23 protein-coding genes are annotated in these 21,654 nt (G+C 43.3%); 1 reads left to right on the top strand and 22 read right to left on the bottom strand.

Going from position 1 to position 21,654, the window contains the following annotated elements:
* Window position 1: 1 nt before the first annotated feature.
* On the bottom strand, window positions 2–1,432 hold the full coding sequence (locus tag BM398_RS15765) for an extracellular solute-binding protein (RefSeq protein ID WP_092339102.1): 1,431 nt from the start codon (window positions 1,430–1,432) through the stop codon (window positions 2–4).
* 353 nt (window positions 1,433–1,785) lie between these two features.
* On the opposite strand from BM398_RS15765, the gene BM398_RS15760 reads away from it, so the two are divergent.
* Window positions 1,786–2,754, top strand: coding sequence for an AraC family transcriptional regulator (locus BM398_RS15760; protein ID WP_175531989.1), 969 nt, complete (start codon window positions 1,786–1,788; stop codon window positions 2,752–2,754).
* 105 nt (window positions 2,755–2,859) lie between these two features.
* Here the strand turns inward: BM398_RS15760 and BM398_RS15755 are convergent, their stop codons facing one another.
* From BM398_RS15755 to BM398_RS15660, 21 genes are all read right to left on the bottom strand, one after another.
* Window positions 2,860–4,335: a methyl-accepting chemotaxis protein gene (locus BM398_RS15755; protein WP_092339098.1), complete on the bottom strand. Its 1,476-nt coding sequence runs from the start codon at window positions 4,333–4,335 to the stop codon at window positions 2,860–2,862.
* Between the two features lie 204 nt (window positions 4,336–4,539).
* Entirely contained in the window at window positions 4,540–6,531 is a 1,992-nt protein-coding gene (locus BM398_RS15750; protein ID WP_092339096.1) for a methyl-accepting chemotaxis protein, read from the bottom strand.
* A 185-nt stretch (window positions 6,532–6,716) separates the two neighbouring features.
* Window positions 6,717–7,667, bottom strand: coding sequence for a DMT family transporter (locus BM398_RS15745; protein WP_092339094.1), 951 nt, complete (start codon window positions 7,665–7,667; stop codon window positions 6,717–6,719).
* 53 nt (window positions 7,668–7,720) lie between these two features.
* Window positions 7,721–8,239 carry a GNAT family N-acetyltransferase gene (locus tag BM398_RS15740; protein WP_242949834.1) on the bottom strand — a complete coding sequence of 173 codons (519 nt, stop codon included), beginning with the start codon at window positions 8,237–8,239 and terminating at the stop codon, window positions 7,721–7,723.
* Complete coding sequence (locus tag BM398_RS15735; protein WP_092339092.1) at window positions 8,236–9,003, bottom strand: GNAT family N-acetyltransferase; 768 nt, start codon at window positions 9,001–9,003, stop codon at window positions 8,236–8,238. The genes BM398_RS15740 and BM398_RS15735 overlap by 4 nt, the downstream gene beginning before the upstream one ends.
* A 40-nt stretch (window positions 9,004–9,043) precedes the next feature.
* Window positions 9,044–9,418, bottom strand: a complete 375-nt coding sequence (locus BM398_RS15730) for a hypothetical protein (RefSeq protein WP_092339090.1) — start codon at window positions 9,416–9,418, stop codon at window positions 9,044–9,046.
* Window positions 9,419–9,431: 13 nt separating this feature from the next.
* Window positions 9,432–10,205: a PhzF family phenazine biosynthesis protein gene (locus tag BM398_RS15725; RefSeq protein WP_092339088.1), complete on the bottom strand. Its 774-nt coding sequence runs from the start codon at window positions 10,203–10,205 to the stop codon at window positions 9,432–9,434.
* Window positions 10,202–10,357 (bottom strand): hypothetical protein, encoded by a 156-nt coding sequence (locus BM398_RS17285; protein WP_155833779.1) that lies wholly within the window; start codon window positions 10,355–10,357, stop codon window positions 10,202–10,204. Before BM398_RS17285 ends, BM398_RS15725 begins: the two co-directional genes overlap by 4 nt.
* Window positions 10,358–10,362: 5 nt before the next feature.
* Window positions 10,363–10,731, bottom strand: a complete 369-nt coding sequence (gene crcB, locus BM398_RS15720; RefSeq protein ID WP_026654285.1) for a fluoride efflux transporter CrcB — start codon at window positions 10,729–10,731, stop codon at window positions 10,363–10,365.
* The gene (locus BM398_RS15715; RefSeq protein ID WP_092339086.1) at window positions 10,728–11,603 is read right to left on the bottom strand and encodes an NAD-dependent epimerase/dehydratase family protein; all 876 of its coding nucleotides are present in this window, start codon (window positions 11,601–11,603) and stop codon (window positions 10,728–10,730) included. Before BM398_RS15715 ends, crcB begins: the two co-directional genes overlap by 4 nt.
* A gap of 6 nt (window positions 11,604–11,609) precedes the next feature.
* Window positions 11,610–12,974 (bottom strand): MATE family efflux transporter, encoded by a 1,365-nt coding sequence (locus BM398_RS15710; protein WP_175531988.1) that lies wholly within the window; start codon window positions 12,972–12,974, stop codon window positions 11,610–11,612.
* A gap of 87 nt (window positions 12,975–13,061) precedes the next feature.
* The gene (locus BM398_RS15705; RefSeq protein ID WP_092339082.1) at window positions 13,062–13,526 is read right to left on the bottom strand and encodes a GNAT family N-acetyltransferase; all 465 of its coding nucleotides are present in this window, start codon (window positions 13,524–13,526) and stop codon (window positions 13,062–13,064) included.
* A 32-nt stretch (window positions 13,527–13,558) separates the two neighbouring features.
* Window positions 13,559–14,443, bottom strand: a complete 885-nt coding sequence (locus tag BM398_RS15700) for a GNAT family N-acetyltransferase (RefSeq protein WP_092339080.1) — start codon at window positions 14,441–14,443, stop codon at window positions 13,559–13,561.
* Window positions 14,444–14,458: 15 nt separating this feature from the next.
* Complete coding sequence (locus BM398_RS15695) at window positions 14,459–14,668, bottom strand: hypothetical protein (RefSeq protein WP_092339078.1); 210 nt, start codon at window positions 14,666–14,668, stop codon at window positions 14,459–14,461.
* Between the two features lie 200 nt (window positions 14,669–14,868).
* Window positions 14,869–15,414 (bottom strand): GNAT family N-acetyltransferase, encoded by a 546-nt coding sequence (locus BM398_RS15690; RefSeq protein WP_092339076.1) that lies wholly within the window; start codon window positions 15,412–15,414, stop codon window positions 14,869–14,871.
* Between the two features lie 2 nt (window positions 15,415–15,416).
* Window positions 15,417–16,970, bottom strand: a complete 1,554-nt coding sequence (locus tag BM398_RS15685; protein WP_092339074.1) for an ATP-binding cassette domain-containing protein — start codon at window positions 16,968–16,970, stop codon at window positions 15,417–15,419.
* A 458-nt stretch (window positions 16,971–17,428) separates the two neighbouring features.
* On the bottom strand, window positions 17,429–19,468 hold the full coding sequence (locus BM398_RS15680) for a HelD family protein (RefSeq protein ID WP_175531987.1): 2,040 nt from the start codon (window positions 19,466–19,468) through the stop codon (window positions 17,429–17,431).
* A gap of 318 nt (window positions 19,469–19,786) precedes the next feature.
* Entirely contained in the window at window positions 19,787–19,996 is a 210-nt protein-coding gene (locus BM398_RS15675) for a DUF3791 domain-containing protein (protein ID WP_092339070.1), read from the bottom strand.
* Between the two features lie 2 nt (window positions 19,997–19,998).
* Complete coding sequence (locus BM398_RS15670) at window positions 19,999–20,244, bottom strand: hypothetical protein (protein WP_092339068.1); 246 nt, start codon at window positions 20,242–20,244, stop codon at window positions 19,999–20,001.
* Window positions 20,241–20,720: a DUF3990 domain-containing protein gene (locus tag BM398_RS15665; protein ID WP_092339066.1), complete on the bottom strand. Its 480-nt coding sequence runs from the start codon at window positions 20,718–20,720 to the stop codon at window positions 20,241–20,243. The genes BM398_RS15670 and BM398_RS15665 overlap by 4 nt, the downstream gene beginning before the upstream one ends.
* Window positions 20,721–20,807: 87 nt before the next feature.
* Complete coding sequence (locus BM398_RS15660; RefSeq protein WP_092339064.1) at window positions 20,808–21,605, bottom strand: alpha/beta fold hydrolase; 798 nt, start codon at window positions 21,603–21,605, stop codon at window positions 20,808–20,810.
* Window positions 21,606–21,654: the final 49 nt, after the last annotated feature.

Below are 21,654 nucleotides of genomic sequence, written 5' to 3'. Positions count from 1 at the left end.
ATCACTGCTCGGCAAGTGCCTTTTTCATCGCAGCATCATGCTCTTGTCCAATTTGTTCAGGTGTCTTCTCAAGTCCGAAGAGCTCTGTCATGCAGTTCTTGTGAACTTCTGTTACAGATGCAGGAAGATACTGATCATACCAGAGCTGTACATTCGAAGCGTTAAAGAATACATCAGCGATTGTCTTCATGTTAGGATCGTCGATATTTTCTTCCATGCCTTTGATTGAAGGCTGAGTTCCGCTTGAAAGCTGATCGTTGTTATATGTATCATCGTTATAATACTGAGTAGCAAGTACATAACATGCATCAAGTTTTTCCTGATCTACAGACTTGTCTTCTTTGAAGCAGTTAAATGACATACCCATTCCAATGGCTGTTCCTATCTCAACATCCTGAGGAACTCCCTTTGCCTTAGCTTCTGAATCTTCAGGGAAGCGGAATACGCCAAGATTCTCGTTATACCACTCTTCACTGTCTGTCTTGATTCCGGATACCTGCCAAGCGCCATGAAGCATCATTGCTGCAGAACCGTCATAAAGAAGCGCTCTGTCCTGGTTATCATCTGCTGAAAGTGAGTTAACACCATCGGGGAAATATCCTTTTTTAACCCAATCCTGAATCTTTGTACCTGCATAAACAAATGCATCGCTTGTAAATGTTCCGCCGTTCTCCTGTGTGTATGCGGCATCAAATTCAGCATTTCCGGAATGACGTGCTACAAGGTACATGTAGTACATTGATCCTGTCCATTTTGAAGCGTTTGCAAGTGAGAAAGGAATAATGTTGTTTGCTTTGAGCTTTTCACACACTGCCTCAAGTTCATCGATTGTCTTTGGAACTTCAAGACCGAGGTCTTTGAAAATCGTTTTATTATAGAAGATATCACATCCCGAAAGTCCGCCGAAAGGAATGGCAAGCATCTTGCCGTCATATGTTGACTGTGCAACAGCAGCATCGATAAATTCAGGATGATCGTATTTTGCATACATCTCGGTAAGATCGTTCGCAAAGCCTGATTTGTAGTACTCAGCCATAGGACCGCCGCCCCAGTGAACATAGATATCAGGCGCCTGACCTGAACTCATGGCAACTACAAGCTGCTGTTTATAGTTATCATTCTGCTGGTGCACCTGATTAACCTTGATATTGGGATAATCTTTCATGAATCTCTGCACAGCACCTTCCTGAGTGCTCTTTGCAGGATCTTCAGTAGCGATGTCCCAAAGAGTTATCTCAAGCGGCTCAGTTGTCAATGTCGGGAGATTCTTTCCATCTGTCTGTTTTCCTGCCGAAGAATCTGCCTGAGCTGTAGCATCACCGCCGGCGCCTCCTGCCGCAGGTGAAGCCGGTGCAGAGCCTCCACCGCATCCGGCTAACGTCGTTGCAGCCAAAACCGTAGCAAAAAAAGTAGCCAATACCTTTTTGTTCATAACCTTACCCTCCTATCACATAATTACCATTTTTTACCTTTCCAGAGCAATTTCTGAAAAACCTCTCCTTTTATGAAACAAGCTGTTGTTTCAATCTTTTATATAATTCTATAATAATTTACTTTTTGATGCGTGTGGAAAATTGCCATTCACCATACCAAAATTGCTCTTTTATTTGTGCAACTTTTCACAATCATCTATAATTTTCTGCCTCTTCCATGACATAACGCCGATTTTTTAGACATTTTCATCCATATCTCATGTTATAATGTTGTGTATTGAAATATGAAACAAAAATTGCTATTTATGATTTTGCTATGCTTTTTTATTTTGTCAGGAGTTCTTTTAGCAGTATGAAATACCGTTATTCAAGTACCAAAGAAAATGTTCAGCACAAGATCAACACCAGCTTGCGGATGTTTATAAACCGCCTGCATGCCGATTTTCCGCCACACTGGCACACCGACATTGAGATTATTTGGCCCAAAGAAGCACCGTACAAGGTAATCTGCGCCAATCAGACTTATCACGTCGAGATAGATGACATTCTTTTAATCTGTCCCACCGTTATTCATGAGATTTTTTCTCCGACTCCGGGAAGCCGTGTGTACATTCAAGCCGATTTTTCCGGAATCATCAATTTAAAAGAAATGGACAGGGCATTTCGCCTGATGTCTCCCGCTCTTCATATCAAGAAAAAGACGTGTCCTCCTGATATATATAATTATCTGTGCGGTCGTATCGACACGATAATGAAGCTATATTTCGGTTCCGCACCGCGTATTCATATGCATGAAAAGGAAATGGATGACGAAGTAATATCCTTTACGGAGCTTGCGCCTTACGACGAACTCGAAATTTATTCCATTCTTATGCAATTTATTGCTTTCTGCGGAAAAAACATAGATCTTTTCCGCGAGCCCGATTCCACATCAGCTTCTGCCAATTACAAAAACAATATCTCTCTTAGCAATGTGTGCAGTTATCTATCCGAACACTTTACAGACGATCTGACTCTTGAAAGTGTCGCTTCTCATGCAGGTTTCAGCAAATTTTACTTCGAAAGGATTTTCTCGGAATATACAGGCTTGACCTTCTATCAGTATCTTCAGCAAATGCGCATAAACTACGCAAAAACGCTTCTTTCCAATCCCGAACTGACCGTCACAGATATTTCCTACCAAGCCGGTTTTACGAGCTGTACGGCATTTACACGCGCATTCAAAAAAGCTACCGGGTATCCGCCGTCACAGTTTAGAATACTTAATGAAGAACAGCATCCGCTTACCGCAAATCCGCATTTTGCTAAGATGAAGCTGTAATGAATAACACCGGTTCGCTAAGATGCATAGAAAAAGGGCTGTGAAAAGACTTTCTTTCCACAGCCCTTATATAGATCACTCTTTATAGTATTTCTTTTAGTTTCTTTATCCCTGTGTATATTTCTGAAGTTCTTCGATCTTTGCGATGATTCCGTCCATAGACTTCTTGAACTGTGCAACGAGCTCAACGTTTCGCGAACTTGCCTTGGAAGCTTCGGTTGAACTTGCGCTTATCTCCTCACTTGTAGCCGACAACGTACTTGCACTGTCAACAATCTCGTTGTTTGCTTTGCTAAGAGATGTAATGTAATTGCCGATATCCGTGATTGACTGGCTGAGCTCACCAAGTTTTTCCTGAATAAACTCAAACTTCTTGGATGCACTCTGTGTATATTCAGTCTCGCGGATTGCAGACTGTGAACTTATCGTAGCGCAATCGGCAACGGTATCTGCATTCGATGTAAGAATCTCGATAATACGTGTGATATTCTCAGTCTCATTTCTTGTCTGCTCGGCAAGATTTCTGATTTCATCGGCAACTACCGCAAATCCCTTACCTACTTCACCCGCTCTGGCCGCCTCTATGCTGGCATTAAGAGCAAGAAGGTTGGTCTGTGATGAGATTGAAAGAATAATGCTTGTGATTCCGCTTACATCTTCTGTATTGGAACGAAGTTCATCTGCAGCCGTCTGAAGATTTTCGCCTGCTTTTCTGGCTTTTTCAACCTCTTCAAACAAGGATTCCATAACATCCATGCCTTCTTTGAGGGCATCTGCTGCTTCTGTGTTTATGCTTTCAACTATATCCGCACTCTTCTTGGTATCATCGATAATATCCTGAATATCATGCGTCTGTGTTGTCTGATGAGTAATTGCCTCAGCGGTATTCTGCGTTCCAACCATGATGTTTTCCATAGTCTCGTCAAGAAGCTCTACGGATTCACCTATAGTGTTAAGAGCATCGCTTACTGAAGAAACGTCCTCAACTACCTGATCCGCAACTTCAGTAATCTTTCCTGTGATAGTTTTATTTTTATCCGAAACCGATGTAACTTCGTCAAGTGATTCCTCAAAGAATCTCGAAACAAGTCCGTAGCCTTTAAGAACCGTTACAACTGTAAGGATTGAAATGATTGCCTCTATCATGATAACTTCGATATCAGTCTGTATATTCTCTGTAGTAGCAATCGTAAGTACAACTCTTATAAAATTGGAAACAGCAAATCCGATAACACCGACTCTTACGCTCAGCTTATCAAGTGTAAGAAGAAATACAATCAAAAATGGAATCATATAAGGATAAGTTGTGCACGTGTTTCCACTGTTAAGCATTGCACAATAAACTATAGAATATGTAATCGCAAGTATTCTTATATATGTAACCCCACCTTTGCTGATGAAAAGATACACCGAATCAGCGATAAATACCAATATAACCATGATCAAAGGGATAATTCCTCTGATAGGCGCAAGATCCGACATTGTGATCTGCGACATAAGACCGACAATAGAAAAAAATGTCGTAATTACGTGAATTAGAAATACTAGTTTACAAGTGCGTTTTAAATGATTTTCCTGCATAGCGCCCTTCCTCCGTTCTTTCCCTATATTATAGATTATACCACTCTTTTACGCATTTACGTAAATCTTGACAATCTTTACGGATTTTTAGTGAATTTTACAACTTTTTTATAAATATCAGATGTATTTAATCAAAAAGAACCTGCAACTGCCATTTTCTGACAGTTGCAGGCTTTTATCTATCACAGTAATGAAACTAGCATCTCATACATTGAACTTATCCGTTGTATCCTGAAGATTGATGATGCTATCCATAACATCCTTGGTCTCTCCCGATACATTTGCACTGTGCTCCGTGATACTCTGCATATTGCTCGAGATATCACGTACCGCATCTCCAAGCTCTTTCTGAACAGAATTTATTCTTTCAAGTACATTGTTGATGTCGGCTACGGATGTACTTACTTCTTTTGCCCCATTACCAAGTCCCTTACTTATGTCGCTGTAATAATTTGCATCATCCATGTAATTCCTTGCAAGAGTCTCAAGATTGTCATAATCCTTAAGGACTCTGTCGGTTAAGAATGTGATGATCTGGTTGCTTACTCTCGAAAGCTCATTTACATTGGCAGTAACTTCGTTTGTAAGAGCATTTACCTTATCAATCTCATTTCCTGTTGTGGTACTTAAGCTGTTGATCTCACTTGCGACAACCGCAAAACCTTTGCCCGCTTCTCCCGCTCTTGCCGCCTCAATTGATGCGTTGAGTGCAAGAAGGTTTGTCTGACTTGCGATATCCTGAATCGCACTTGCCACATTCACGATCTGCTCAATTACCTGAATTCCCTTGAGAGCTTCTTCAAGCTCCTCTTTTGCCCTGTTTGTCATCTCAACCGCATGATTCTTGTTTGCAAGGATCTCGGGAACCATCTCTTTAACTCTTCCGATAACCTCATCGGTTCTTTCACTCATATTCTTGGTATCAGCCGCGAAGTTTTCTGTTGCAGACATAACGTTATCGCATATCTTGTCAATATTCTGAATGCTGGCCGTCTGAGTCTCTATACCGCCCTCAGTGCGCTGCATCGCTTCATTTATCTCAGAGATACTGTCTTTGATATCGGTAATCTTATCGTTCGCGCTCGTCATCTTGTCTTTTATAAGCTGCGATTCGTCTTTAGTCTTATGTATCGTATCAATTACACGGTCTTCGAGCTCGGTCAAAAGATATCTGATTTCTTCCGTTTCCGAGTGGGTCTGCTTGATGTTTTCATCGCCTATAACTTTCTCTTTTACAAAAGACTTCATCTCTTCCATAGGCGCAAGCTGCACACCTATAAACTTTGTCATAATCACGATTACCGCAGCTATTGCAATCAGCGTAATAAGTATGGCTGTTACGATAAGCTGTGTGATGGTGCCGCTCACGTTTTTCCTTGGCATAACAAGTCCGAGAGACCATCCGCAGCCTTCTATATTCGATGTTGCAATGTAGTTCTTTTCGGAATCATAGTCCTTTGTCAGAACAACTTCGCTGCCGGGTGCCGAGATTATAGAAGATATACTTGGCATAACGTTAAGCACTGCTGTTGCCGTCTCTTCACCGGGAAGATACGCCTCATTTTCATGCATTATATAATTGCCGCTTGCATCAACAAGGAAGCCGTACTCACCTTTGCTGTACGGAATGCTGTTGACAACATTTGCAATATAATCAAGGGTAAAATCTGCTCCGAGAACGCCCGCAAGCTGACCGTTTCTGTAAACAGGAGTTGCGATTGTGATACACATACCACCTATCAGCACGTCCATATAAGGATCTGTTACTATGGTCGTTCCTGCTGCCTCTGCTGCCTTGTACCATCCCCTCTGTGTGGGATCATAGCCCTCCGGCGGCTTGGCATCGGGATCCATCTGCAGATGTGTCTTATCTGCCATACCATAATAAAGATTAAGAAGCTCAGGATGTCCCGAAGCCTGCGTTGTGACCATCTGCTGAGCATGTTCGACATTATAAGATTTGTCGGGAAGTGCAGCCAATGCCGCAGCACCTGCACTGTTAAGACCTTTTTCCATCTCAATCCAACTATTGATCGAATTAGCATACTTATCAGCATTTATCTGAAGCTGACTTGTAAGCTGTCCGGTAAGCTTGCTACCTGACGTTCCGACAATAACTGCCGAGGAAATGACCATTGCCGCAACGACAATGAGAATTACAACTAACGTAAGCTTTTCTTTGATAGTACCTTTCATTAAAACAGTTCCTCCTGCCTTTTACAAACAAACCGGATAGAGTGTCCCTTAAGCGCTCTTCTCCGGTAATTTTCAGTACACCTTATTAATTACTACGTTGATGCGTTATTGAATCATTTTAACATATTTTTACGATATACAGTATATTTTTCTGTAGTTCAGACGGCAGGAGGAATTGGGCTTTTTTACTTTCTGTTGACCACGTATATTCCCAGACTGACAAGCAAAAGAGCTGTCACGTACCTGAGACTCAGCTTATCCCATTCAGCAAGGAAGATTGCGGACAAAAGAGCTCCGAAAATTGGATTGGAAAAACCGTAAATCGTTACTGTCGATACAGGGTTATGTTTGAGCAAGATTCCCCATATCGAGTACGCAACCGACGATATCAGCGCCATGTATATGATAAGCAGGATACCGACCGGTCTTGTCAGGTGAATCCTTCCGCCGGCCGCAAAGCCTACAACCATCATTACAAAGCCGCCTATAAGGAACTGATATCCGCTGAGCGTTACAGGATTCTCTTTTACGGAGTACTCCTTGATAAGCACCGATGAGATTGCATACGAAACCGCCGCGATCAGGATAAAGCCTTCGCCGTTAAATGCAAATCCCGCGCCAATACTTCCACCTGACAGACTCACAGTGATTACTCCCGCGATTCCGAGAAGGCATCCTATTATCTTTTCCGAAGACAGGTGTTCCTGCTTCCTCACAAGGCAAGCCAAAAGAATCGCAAAGAACGTTGTCATCCCGTTGATTATCGACGACTTCACTCCCGATGCATGAGCCAGTCCCTTATAAAAGAAAAAATACTGTAGCATTGTCTGAAAAACGCTGAGCATGTAGACCATATTCCACGATGTCTTCTTTGGAAAAAGAACTTTTCTCTGAAAAAGGCTTCCAAAAATAATTGTCAGCACTCCCGCCAGCAAAAACCTTATTCCCGCAAAAAGAATCTGTGACATGCTATCTTGCGCGCCTATCTCAAAAAGCTCATATCCCGCCTTGATACTCGGAAACGCACTCCCCCACAGAAGACAGCAGAATACTGCCAACAGACAAACTATAAATTTGTTCTGCAGCAAAGTGCTTTTGGTCCTAGGGGACGGGGTTTGTGGTCCATTTTGTTTCATAAAAAAATCCCTTTCAAAACATTTATCAGTTATACTTTATCTTCCGAATCACGTCACAGCTCTTTTTCGTAACATAAGAAATCCTGATCGTATAAGTGGCACTCCCCCACTTCGTTAAATCCAAACACCGCATATGAGCGGATTGCCTTGGTATTGTACTTACCGACAAGTATGTGTATTCCGTTACATCCGCGTCTCTTAAGTTCCTCCATGCCATGCTTAAGCATTATCCTTGCAAGTCCCTTATTCTGCTCCGCAGGAAGAACCGCAAGCCTCGCAAGCTCTCCCTCAGGTTCGAGATTCTTATCCCAACAGGGAAGTCTGTTAACTTCTTCATCTTCATCTATGGAAATTGCAGCTTTTATAATCCCGTCTTCCTTTAATACAAACAGGCCGTCACGCGCAAAATCCGCATCAATCGTTTCATTCGACGGATAATACTCATCCCACGGGCAAAGTTCCCTTCCAATCTGCGCTTTATAAAGCGCCAATATCTCCTCACGATCTTCTTCCGTGGCTGTTACAATTTTATATTCTTTTTCCAAGTCTATAGTCCTTTCCATTGTTGTCATTTATTCATCCCGTCCACAACCTCCGCAGGCTTAACCGTTACTTCAACCCACGAGGGCGCAAATCCGCTCCTTATCGCATTTCTTGCCGACCTTACATTCGACCACGCGCAGCAATAGAACGGAACCTTGCCACGTTTAAGTATCTCTTTTGCCAGCATATTAGTAAGAGCCGACGCTATTCCATTCCGCCTATACTCCGGAAGGACGTCCACTCCTATCTGCCACATATCGTCGCAGTCCGCAGAAGCCCCTGCAAATCCCACAAGCTTATCGCCATCATACGCGCCCATTCCAAGAACATCGAGTTCCTTTCGCGCACTGCAAAGCGCATTGCTCCACTGCGGAAGATACAACGCCTTGAAATCCTCAGGTCCCAGAATTCTCGTAGCGTATGGACACTCAAGCTCCGGCATCTTTTCGATATCGGGCAAAAAGAACTCCGCCATAAAACATACCTTATGCCCAAGCTTCTCAATCCTCTCACTTAGCCAATTCATATTTGGCGTCTCAAAACAGTGATAAAACTCAAACTTATCGATGTACTCTTTTACAATATCCGCCACTTCATCTGATGTAGCCGCAACCACGTTATTACCGTACGTTACGAAATTGCACGTTATCGGCTCCTTGTAGTACTTGCGCGCCTTCTTTCCAAGCATGAACGGAACAACAACATTTTTATCCGATAAAAAATCCTCCGCGCGGCAACCGTTGTCTTCCGCCGACTGCCGAAGCGCTATTTCCAGTATTTCTTTGTTAGTCATTTTTTAATCCTCTATGGTCCATGGGGACGGGGGTTGTGGTTCATTTTTTACCCGTCTTAATAAATCGTATCAATTCCTCAACATCATCAAAATCGTCATAGTCTCCAATAATACCTTCCCTGTGATAGACTATGCCGTTTCGCTCATTCCTTTCTAGGCAGTCAAGGAGCTCTTCCTCTCCGTATCTCTTTACAAAAAGCGTAAATCCATACGGCTTTATCTTGCCAAACATTCCTTTTTTGCAGTCGCTGTCGCAATCGTAGCAATGCCCGTAATTCTTATCTTTAGAGCACTTCCTATTCTCGCACCAAGCATCTCCCGGGCACTCACCTGAGTCACAACCTCCACAATGATTGTTCTCACTGCAAAGACAACACGCCAATCCGCACCTTGCTATACCAAGTTCTCTTTTCATAGTTTGCCATCTCCTACACAAATAATTCACTCACAGAGTACAACACCGCCTTGCCTGAAATCACCACTCTATTGCCCTGCAATCTGCATTCAAGCTTGCCTCCTCGTTCAGATGCCTGATACGCGTGAATTTCTTTTTTTCCAAGTTGCTCTGCCCAATACGGCGCAATCATGCAGTGAGCGGAACCGGTAACAGGATCTTCATTTACCTTATCTTTCGGGGTAAAAAATCTTGAAACACAATCATACTCTTTTCCCGGAGCCGTAACACCAACTCCATCGCCATCAAGTTGAATCATCTCACCAAAATCAGGCGACATCTCACGAATTATTTTTTCATCTTCATAAACAAGCATAAGATCCCTGTCTATGAACGCCTTCAACGGCTCATGTCCCATTGCCTTAGTCATCTGCGTCGTAACAGACGTTTCGTTCAGCCGATATGCCGGAAAATCCATGACAATCTCGTCCTGCTGCCTATGAATGAACAGATCACCGCTCATGGTATGAAAGGTAATGTTATCCACGTTCTTCTCATAATAGTTAAAAAGAACAAACGCCGTCGCCAACGTCGCATGTCCGCACAAATTGATTTCTCCCCTAGGCGTAAACCAGCGGAGATCATATCCGTCATTGGATTTCACGGCAAATGCCGTCTCCGAAAAATTATTCTCCCTGGTAATATTCATCATAAGTTCTTCAGGCAACCACTTATCCAAAACACAAACTGCCGCCTGATTTCCATGAAAAAGCTTGTCTGTAAATGCATCTACAATATACTGTCTCATCTCTTGTCCTTATCCTTGTCTTTATCTTTTGCCATGAGAGTCTCAAGTGCCTTAGCCAGTTGCTCCGCAGAAACCGCTGATATCTTATCCGCATACTTATTCTGCTTGAGCTCAATTTCTTTCAGTTTCTTATCCTGGTTCTTTTTATCCATGCTTATCACCCTTTTACAAGCGCCGCAAGCCTCTTGCCGCAGATCACGCCGACAATACAGCACGCAAAACTAAGCGCCACATACACTCCACCTGCGCCATACTGCTTCTTTTCAAAAAGATTGACCGCCTCAAGCGAAAACGTGGAAAACGTCGTAAAGCCTCCGCACACTCCCGTTTTCCAGAAAAGAACAGTATTTCCCGATATACCCTCATGGTTATCGGCAAGCCCTACGATAAATCCGATCAAAACTGCACCTAAAATATTCGTAACAAGCGTCAGTATCGGAAATCCGGATTTAACCGGAATAAGACTTATCGCATATCTTAGCACCGCTCCCAAAGCTCCTCCGAGAGCAACAAACAAAAAATTCATACACACCTCTCCACCATATCAATCTCATAATCCATCAGCTCATAAATCCAGTCGCCAAGCTCTGAAAACTCAAATCCCAGCGCCCGCGCTTTCTGCGTATCAAGGCTCATGTCATTTTCAAGTCCATTATAAGGAGCCACGTCACCATCTTTGCTGTAAACCGCAGCCTTTCCGGTTTTCTTTTCAATATAACCGATAAGCTCAGAAATCTTGACAATTCCCTTAGAGCAGCCATTTATCGGCCCGCACACATCGGCACCTGCAAGAAACGCGATAAACTCGCCTGCTTCCTTTTCATGGATAAAAGAAATCCCATAATCAAGGTCATCCACGAACATCGGCAACTCATTCATGATATGCTCCACATAAAACCGAAGCCTTCCGGTATAGTCATTCTCGCCCAGCACGATGGGATACCTGACAAACACGCATTTTTCCGCATCCATAAACTCATAAGCCGCTCTTTCCGCCTGCCTCTTGGACTCGCCATAATCCTGCGTTCTGTCCGCCCAAACCAGCGGATGTGCAGCCGCATCAAACTCTTTTTCCCCGATAAGCAGCGTATCTTCCGCATAAACCGAGCACGTCGACATCTGAATATACCTATCGCACTTGATATTGGGCAAAAGAGCTCTCACATCATTTGAACTGTACGCAACCTTGTCAATTACCACATCGAAGCTCACGTCACCTACAGCTCTTTTGACACTTTCCGTATCAGTCCTGTCCATAACAATATGCCTAACGCTCCCGCAAAAACTAAGCGCATTATTCCCGCGCGTCGCGACCGTCACATCATGCCCCGCATTTATAAGCGCATTCACCATAGGAATGCCAAAAAATCTTGTTCCACCAACAACCAAAATCTTCATACTCTGTCACACTCCCGGCGGCCAGCCTTCATGCTTCCTTATCCTTGCATAAATAATGTACGAAGCAATGACCGTAAACATATCCGCAACAGCCTGCGTCCACACGATTCCCGTCATTCCAAACAGACGGTTAAACAAGATCAGGATGGGGATGTTAAAGACAATCTGTCTTATCACGGCAAGCCAAAAAGATTCTTTTCCGCGCCCGATTGCCTGCGCAAAATGAACCATCGAAAAGCAAAGGAACATCAGCGGCGTCGCAAAACACCTCGCACGAAGGAACTGCGTTCCGAAGCGCACTGTATCGGGATCCCCGATAAACGCCCTCATAATCAAAGGCGCGAATGCATAATACAAGACCACACTCACAACGCCTATCGCAAGCCCCACTACTCTGCCGAATCTGAAGATTCCGTCCATTCTTTTTCTGTCGCCCGAAGAATAGCTGTACGCGATAAGCGGCACCATGCCCATGCATATTCCGATTCCGATATTAAGCGGCAGGCGCTCAGCTTTCAGCACAATTCCGATGGCAGCCAGCTCAACATCGCCGTACGACGCTGACAGGCGATTTATCACAATCGTACACAGGTCAAAAAGAAGCACTCCCACAGCCGCAGGAATTCCCACTCCGAATATTGAAGAAAAAGACTCTTTTGAAGGATATTCGCTGTTTGTCTTAAATCTTAGAATAGTTTCTTTTCCCGCCTTATTGTAAGTCACAATAAAGTATACCGAAACCACGATGTTACTGAGCATAGTCGCAAGCGCAGCGCCCATAACCTGCTTTCCGTCAGGCAAAATCACAAACATAAAAATAGGATCAAGCACCGTATTAAGCACGCCGCCCATACTAAGGCCAAACGATGCTTTTGCCGAAAGCCCTATGCTTCTTAGCATTGAAGAAACCGTGCTGCTGAATATAAACGGAACGCCGCCGATAACAACCACAAAAAGCATGTACTGCTTGGAAAATTCAAGCACGTTTTCGCTCGCCCCAAGAAAAACAAGTATCTTCGTCATCCCTATCAAACTAAGTAACGAGAAAAGACATCCGACTCCGAGCGCCATCCATATACAGGCCGCTGACACTTTCGATGCTTCTTCGTCATTTCCCGCACCGATAAGGCGCGCAATAAGCGTACCTCCGCCGACTCCAAAGATATTTGATATCACAATTGTCAGCATATAAATCGGCATCACCAAAGAACAAGCCGCCACCATGTACGGATTATTCGTCCTTCCGACAAACCACGTATCCGCAAGGTTATATATAAGCGCAATTAACTGACTCGCAATTGCCGGAAGCGCCATCACTCCCAGCGCATGCGGTATATTATCTTTTTCAAAAAGAAATTTCTTATCTTCCATGAGTTCCTCTTTCGTTGATTCCGCCCCTTTTGGTCCTAGGGGACGGGGTTTGTGGTCCATTATTGCGCTATTTATATGCAGATTACTTTACAGCTCTTTTGCCATGCACACCGCACCGACCAGATTATCATATGGCGGATATTTCTCAATTTTGCTGTAACCAAGCTTCTCATATAGCCCAACAGCATCAGCCATTATCTCTCTTGTTTGAAGAATCGCTCTTTTATATCCAAGTTTCTGAGCTCTGTCTTCAATTTGATTCATTAGACTTTTGGCAATGTGCCTGCCTCTGCAGCTTGGTTCTACCCACACACGCTTAATTTCAGCATCATCTTCCGAATATGACTTAAATCCAGCACATGCAACAGCAACATCATCCATATACGCAATAAGCACATTGGGTATTCCGTCCGAATGGTTGTATGGCACAAAAGCTCTTCTGTTCTCTATTCCGCCTACAATCTTGCTGTAATACTCCTCTGTCTTTTTATAAAACTCCTGAAAATCCTTGTTACTTCCGTCTGTCCATTTATAAACTATGTTGTCTGACATAAAGACTCCCTATTGGTACTATCAAAGCGATATCAAGCATGCGTTATCGCCTGAAACATAAACTCATCTTCATTTGTATTGTCGAAGAACTTGCCTCTTACAAAAAGATGCGTATCTTCCTCGATAACCACGCTTTTATCATAACCTGTTGAATCATTCGGTGTAAATGCGAGAATGACTTTCTTTATTCCTTTTCCAAAGGAAGCTATCACACGATCAAGCTCGCCACTACCGGTAACAGCGTGAAGAATCAACGTATCACCCTCGATTTCTGCAATCGCATAGGTGTCGCAATCCGCAATGTAAAAAGTATTCTCCTGCATAAACTGAGACAGATAAAACATATAAAGTCCCGCGTTAGAAACCATGTACATCTTGGCATTCTGCTCGTTTTCATTAAGTACCTGCACCATTTTATCCCAATCTCTCTTTTCCGCCATTGGAACAAGCTGCGCAGTCCAATCTAAATCTATCTTCACACCCTTGCTATACTGAAATTCACTACTCTTACGAAAACCAAACTTGGGATAGAAATCAACGACAGAATCATTTGCAAAAAGATATATTCCATCAACTTTGTTTTCGTAGTCTTCAATAATCTTTTCCATCAGCATCCTTGCATATCCTCTACCCCTATAGTCAGGATCGGTCATTACAGTTCCAAGCTGGATGAGCTTTACAATTCTGCCATCATAATTCATATCGCAAGTATTCACCGAAATATTCGCTACAACTTTTCCATCATCCACAACCGAATATGGAATGTAATTATCTTTCCAAAAGCCGTTTTGATACCAGTCTTCAAAGTTCAGCCCACCGAAAACTTTTCCGGCCAGCTTATTTAAGGATTTTCTGAGCGAAGCATTGTCTCTGTAATTTGATTCGATAGTTATCTTCTGTACTTCGCTATATTCCATTATTTCTTTTCCCCTTTAGATGTCTTTTTTATTAATCTGTTTTCTTATATCAGCTTGTTCTTCAGCGGAAAGATCTTTTAAATAAATGCAATATTCATTAGGATATCCTCCGACAAATTTCATATATTCCATATGAATTTGCGATGGATCCGTAATCCAAAGAACTTCCTCTCCGTGAAAATCTTCTACGTAGCTTAATCTTTGATTCCTAAATATAACATACATATTAGTCTTTCCTTTCTGCCTGTTGGTATTCTAGGTTCTTGCATTTCCAACAGGGTATTTCTGCCTAAATTCCCTGTTGATATTCCAGTTTCCTGTTTTTACAACAGGTCATCTGCGCTTTTCTCCCCTGTTGGTATTCTGATTTCCCGTATTCCCAACAGGGCATTCCCCTAAAACCCCAAAATCTGTCGCCCTAACAATCACAACTCCAGCAGCATATACACCACTTCCTGATACCCGCTCACTCTCGAGTTAAACCCTCTGGGATTGCGCCCATATTCCACAAATCCCATCTTCTTGTACAGCGCCACAGCTCTCTCATTCTCAGCAACTACGTTGAGCTCAAGCTGCGCATATCCCGCATTCTTGGCGCATTCGATACAAGCCTCCATGAGCGCCTTTCCAAGACCAAGGCCCCAATATTCCTTCAAGATAGCGATGCCAAGCTCCGCGCGGTGCTTAACCTTATACTTTGCTCCAACTGCTTCAATCCCCGCTGTTCCTGCAACTACGCCATCTACCAGCGCAGCTATCTCAATCTCATTTGGGCTCTCCGTCTTCTCCTTAAGAAACTCCGCCTCCTGCTCCGCATTGAAACTATTTTCATCAGGATAGGACAAAAGATAATCCGTCTCCGCATGCGTCTCATTAAAATTCACAAAAACAGCCTCTCCATCAGCAAACTCGCCATTTCTAAGAATTGCCTCTTTCCCGTTCTTTAAAGTAATAATTTTGTTATATTTCATTTTTATTCTGTCCTTTCTGTCTTTTCCTCAAGCCCCTCACTCGTCAGCTCATATCTCTTCGTGCACACTTCCTCAATGTACTTCCTGTCATGCGATATGCTGATCACCGCGCCGGGAAAAGAAGCTATCATCTTCCTGATAACAGGTCCCGAAAGCGGCGAGAAATTTCTCGTAGGTTCATCCAAAACAAGCACATTCGCATCGGAAAGGCTCATCTTAAGAAGCAGTACCTTCGCCTTCTGCCCGCCCGAAAGCTCCCTAATCGGATGCTCCATCTCATCCGCGGTATATTTAAGCGAACCAAGATAAGTCCTGATTCGTGTGCGAATTTCCTTATCTCCCGTGTCATCCAAAAATTCCACCGGCGTCACATCAAGATCAAGCAAATCCTCATAATTCTGCGGCATATACTGTACCCTCAGATCTTCTCTTGCAAGAAGTTCATCCGCGATCAACCTAAGAAGCGTAGTTTTCCCAACTCCATTTGTTCCAACAATGCATACCTTCTCAGGTCCTCTTACCCTTAGAAAAATATCTTTTGCCAAGACCTTTGAACCATCGGGCGCCACCAGCTCATCAAGAGAAAACTCAATAACCGTCTTACCTGCCGGCATCCTCGAATTTTCTTTTCCCAGTTTAAAAAAGATTGCCTCCTCCTTCTCAGGCCGCTCCGCCATGTTCGCATCCTGCTTCTCAAAGCGCTTTTCCATCGACTTAACCGCACGCATCTTGTCCTTGAGCATCTTCCCGACGCCGGGCTCCTGCCGCGAAACATTTGAAAGCGCGCGCTCAACCTTGTCATGAATCCTGTTGTACCTCTCGTCGCGAAGCTTCTTTTCCTTGCGGTCGTTAATCGCAAGCTGCTCCTGCCTCTCGAAAGCCTCCGCCCTGTGCGCAATGTAATGCCTGTAATTGTCCTTCACGACCACGTAGCGGCTCTTTGTCTTTCGCATTATCTGCTCGATATGAATTATCACATTGGCCGTGTTTTCGATAAGCGTCTCGTCATGCGAGATGAAAAGAACTATGTGCTTCCACCCATTTATCAGCCTCTCGAGCAATTCGAGCGTACTTATGTCGATATCATTTGACGGCTCATCAAGAAGCAGCACCGTCGGCTCATCGATCAGGATACGCATAAGCTGCGCCTTTACTTTTTCGCCACCGGACAGGCTTCCCATCTTATGATCTGCGTAAAAGAAATCCTTAGGAACCTGAAACTCATTCGCCATCTCCGACAGTTCCTTCGGTGTTTTGTCAAAAAAACTCCTTGCTTCCGAAAAGTATTCATAAAGTGATTTTTCTTTTTCACATTCGGGAAGTTCCTGCGGAAGATAGCCAAGAACTTCGCCTCCGAGAATCCTCTCCCCTTCGCACTCCGCATACTCTTCCGCAATCTCCGGATTGTATATCCATCTCATCAGCGTGGACTTACCGTTGCCCTCCTCGCCGATTATCACGGCCTTATCGCCGTCGTTGAGAGTCATATTGAATTTATCAAGAATGACGCGTAGATCTTTGCGGTGTGTTATTGTTAAGTTTTTTACATTAAGCATATTGCCCCTCCAAAAGTACAATGATGAGTACGTCAAGGAAGTTCTGCTCTCGCATTCGCTCGCCGGAACGCGCGCGCACTAAAACTCGGTTCCCTCGTTAAGTGCTTACAGCTACCCCCCGTCCCCTAGGACCATACGGAAAAAGAAAAAGCCTATTCTGCATACGCAAAATAGACTCACACAAATAGACCCACATTACATATAGGCTAAACATGCATGATAATCTAGATTAAGCGCACACAAAACAGCCGCCGTAAGCAGCCTCATCATCTCTGATAGTGTTCACCTAAACTAATTATCTTCTGTACATATCCTCACCTAAACGCTACGCGTTCTTTCTTTATATTTTTATACTATTACATGCTAACATCGATAAGCCCGCCATGCAAGCGGTTTTTTAAGCCTCCTGCCACAATTAGCCGAAGGCTCTCTAATCTTTTTCCAAACTCTCGTATCTCTTAAATATTCTCCGTCAACTTTCCCTTTGCCAAAACAGCCAGATGCTGCGTAGCTCTGGATACAGCCGTATACAGGCAGTGTTTGCCGAGTTCGTCCGCAGGATACGCTTCCGCATCTGCGTCAGCCAGGATTACATTATCAAACTCAAGCCCCTTTGCAAGTGCAAGCTCTATAAGAAATGCACCTTTCTTTGGCAAACTGTCGCTTTCGGCAATAAGGTGCGGCGCTTTATCTCCGAGCGCTCCGGCAATATTTTCAAGACTGTAACCATCCCTGCAAATAACCGCAGTAAGGCCGTCTTTCTTTTCAAACTCATTTATAAGCGAAGTAAGTTCCGCATAGTACTCGCTATCTGAATCGCAGCTCTTTACAACAATCTCTTCTCCCGAGCGTTTTACCGATGAAACCATCATTTTCTTTTCCTGAGGAAGGAGCGACGCGAACATTTCTGTTATCTCCGGCGAGCTTCTATAGCTTGTCATAAGCGGAAGTTCCACAAATTCTTTTCCCACAGCCTCTGCCATCTCAGCTATCTGAGCAAAAGAAACAGTGCCCTTGCGGATTGCCTGGAACTCATCTCCAAGTAGCATAAAGCGGGCATTTGGGAAAAACTTACTAAATACCATAAGCTGCGCCGCAGTATAATCCTGCACTTCGTCAATCATGACATAACGCACGTTTCTATCGCATTTGCCCGTAAGCTCCATCTTGGTGTAGAACCACTCTGCAGCAGTAATGTACTCGCTTCCAAGAATTCTCTGCGCAACACGCTTAACGTTGATGAAATTACAACGTCTGATAAAGCTAAGTGCTCCGCCAAAGTCATTCTCAATTCGATTTTCCTCAGCCGCATCAGATCCTGCCGCATTCTCGGAATCCTCATTAAAAATATCTTTGCTCCTAAGAATGTTTTTTGCCCTCTCTTCGAGCTCATCCGCGACCGTCTGGATAAGGCGAACTCCCATCGGGAATTTGGAAAATCTTTTCACCACATCAAACACGTCACCCTTCGACATCACAAGCTTGCCGTTATGGGTAATATTGTAAAAATCATCCTCTTCGGGACTCAGCGTAAGCAAAGCATCATGAATCTTCTGCAAACTTCCGTCATCCGTGCCGTCATATTCATTATCCGTAAAAGGAACACCCACTTTTTTCAAAAACTCATTCCATGTCAAAGTAGGCGGATTGGTCTCTCCAAGATCCGGAAGAACATTGTCGATATAATCGCGAAATACAGGATTAAGGGTTAAAAGACATACATGCTCCGGTCGAAGTGTCTTTCTCTTCTGGTAAAAAAGATATGCTATCCTCTGCAAAAGAACCGAAGTCTTACCGCTGCCTGCGATACCGTTAACCAAAAGAACCTGCACGTCGGGATAACGTATCACTGTATTTTGCTCTTTCTGAATTGTGGCTGTGATAGCCTGCATCTTGTCAGAACGGGTCTGCGAAAGAGATTTAAGAAGCATAGGATCCTCAATCGCAATCTGTGTATCAAAAAATGAAACAAGCCTATCCTTATTTATCTCAAACTGGCGACGAAGCCTGAGGTCAACAGGAATGGTCCTGTCCTCAACCATGTAGCTCGTATGGCCGTTCTCCTGATTGTAGTAAACTTCGGCAATCGGAGATCTCCAGTCTACAACCATCTGATCATAGCCGTTTTCTGAGATTGCAGCTCGTCCGATGTAGTAACTTTCAGGCACACTCTCCCCTTCAAACACAAGCTCAATCTTTGCAAAATAAGGTGACTCCAGAAGTTTATTGACTGTCTCGAGTCTTTTACCCAAAGAATTACTCTCAACATTGTAGGTATCAATGTAACGGTTCCATACCTCAATCTCAGCGAGAGTCTCCATCGTAGTCTCAACATCTGCGTAATCAAAACGGATATTGTCACGAATATCATTTTTATCTTCAACCGCCTTCTCATTAAGGGCAGTAATCTGCTCCTCGAGATTCTTCTTAATATCCAGCAGTTTATTATAGGTCTTTGTCAAATGGGCCTGTTCATTTTCAAATATTTCATTTCCCATGTCATTTCTCCATACATGCATCGCATGCACATTTCATTTCATCTTTCTTTTGTTCTGCATATAAATTGTAAAGAAATACTCCTCAATTGTACAGCGTCAAAAAATATACGCAGAACAAAGAGTTGCATGGCAACTCTTTGCGCGCCGATGTGCGCAAGCTTTAGCTTGCATAATTCATCTGCGCATCGGTCGCATCCATAGCGGAGCGCTTTTATTTGATAGGAATTTCCTATCAAATAAAAAAGCAGCACTTTGTAGGCTCCGAAAGTGCTACTTCAAAAGCAAGCGTATTTAATATTTTTCCTTAGTCTGTGTATATTACCACGCATGCTTCCCGGTTGCAATAAGCGCATCAATATCTTCATACGCATTTTCTAACCGTTCTTGGTGGTACATCTCATAATTATCGTATATTTCCTGCGTTATATCTTTTTCATCCCATTCACGAAGTACATCTCCCGTCTCACGATTTTTTACATTGGCATATCGCTCTATGAGATATAGAAAAAAAATCATCTCTTCCGTCATGCTCATTCACTCCTTAAATACACCGAATTACGCGGATCTCCGGTGACTTTTTCCGCTTCCCACATATCAAAAATTGCCCTCTCAGAAAAATCCCACATAGCAAGCTCTTCATTCTCCAACATACTATGTGTTTCAGATATAATAAAAGCTCTGGATGCATCCATCTGTTCCATATCATATTTATCCATAATACGCTGAATAACTTTTTTATTGTAATAATCCAGCGATGTAGGAATCATCTTTGTCATACCTTAATTATCTCCTTATAAACAAGAAATCCCAATGCAGCATCAGTCTTAAAAGTATATTGATCTTTCAAGTTCTGTGGCAACAATCGCTTTATTGCTTCTTCCTCGTCGTATGCTCCATCCAAATACAGCTCAATTACAGGCATAGTTCTGTCATCGGCAACAGGGCCAATAATCAAATCCCAATCCTCGCTTACCGCTTCACCTTTTCTATGTGCCGATACAAACTTAAGCCATTCTACACTTGGTTCGTCAAATCTAAGAATTTTTAACTGCAAAAGATTCTGCTCATCAATTTCATAAACTGTTACGTATCCTGTGGTCTGCTTCAATCTTCTGGCCGTTCGGATTGCCCACTTGGTCGCCTGTTCTTTATCGCTCGTAGTATAAAAACCTTTCCCAAAATCTAATTCTCTCTGAACTTTCAATAGTTTTGATTCCGGAACCTCCACATTGCTTCCGTGATACAGAATCATATACATCCCTTTCTGTCAAATTCTACCTAATGCAATTACTATAAATATTATACCGCATTCCGGATATATATGCTCATATTCATGCCATTATCTCTCACAAAACTCAAACACTCTGTCATAAAAGTCCTTCGCCTCTTCAAATGCGCCATGCCCAAGTCCGTCATAGATATATTTCTCGCTACCCTTTATGCCTTCGCTAAGCTCTGCAACTGCAGCATTTCCGACGGTCTTATCATCACTTCCCGCAATAATCAGCGTCGGCGCAGTTATCTTCGAAAGCTCATTACGTACATCAAAGTCCAAAATCGCATATGCATTCTTATAAAACCTATCGTAGCTTGCAGGCTTGGTAAGCTTCGCAACCAGCGGAAAAATCTTCTCGTACTTATCCAGATATTTCTGTGAATACATCTTTTCGGCAGTATCGATCATAAGCGTTTTGTGATCATCTCTCCTTGCCATATCGATCCCTCCCGTCACCGCATCCCTCAAAACAGGATTGGCATACGGCGCCGTCACGGCAAGAATCAGTTTTTCAACCATCTCAGAATGGTTTACGGCAAGACATTGTGCGATCATTCCGCCCTGCGATACACCAAGAACAGAAGCCTTCTCAATTCCCAAACTCTTCATCGCGAAAGCCAGATCATCCGCCATATCCTTGATGCTGTACCCATTCGGCATATCTTCCTTCCTGCTAAACATGTAAACGGTGTAGTTCGCCCAAAATTTCTTGTAAGAGCCCGCAAGAACCCACGCTTTTCCTTTCACCGTAGCTAGCCCATCCGACAATCCCGGCAATACAACCAGTTTCTTCGCCCCATCTCCAAAAGCAACATAATGCATATCAGTGTTGCCTACAATTACGTGTCCATTCTTTTTCATCAATTATGCCTCCAATAATCAAGTCTTCTGAAAAAAATTCTTCATCCAA

Source organism: Butyrivibrio sp. M55 (assembly GCF_900116865.1).
Taxonomy (GTDB): Bacteria; Bacillota; Clostridia; order Lachnospirales; family Lachnospiraceae; genus Butyrivibrio.
This window is presented reverse-complemented; position numbering and strand designations above follow the sequence as displayed.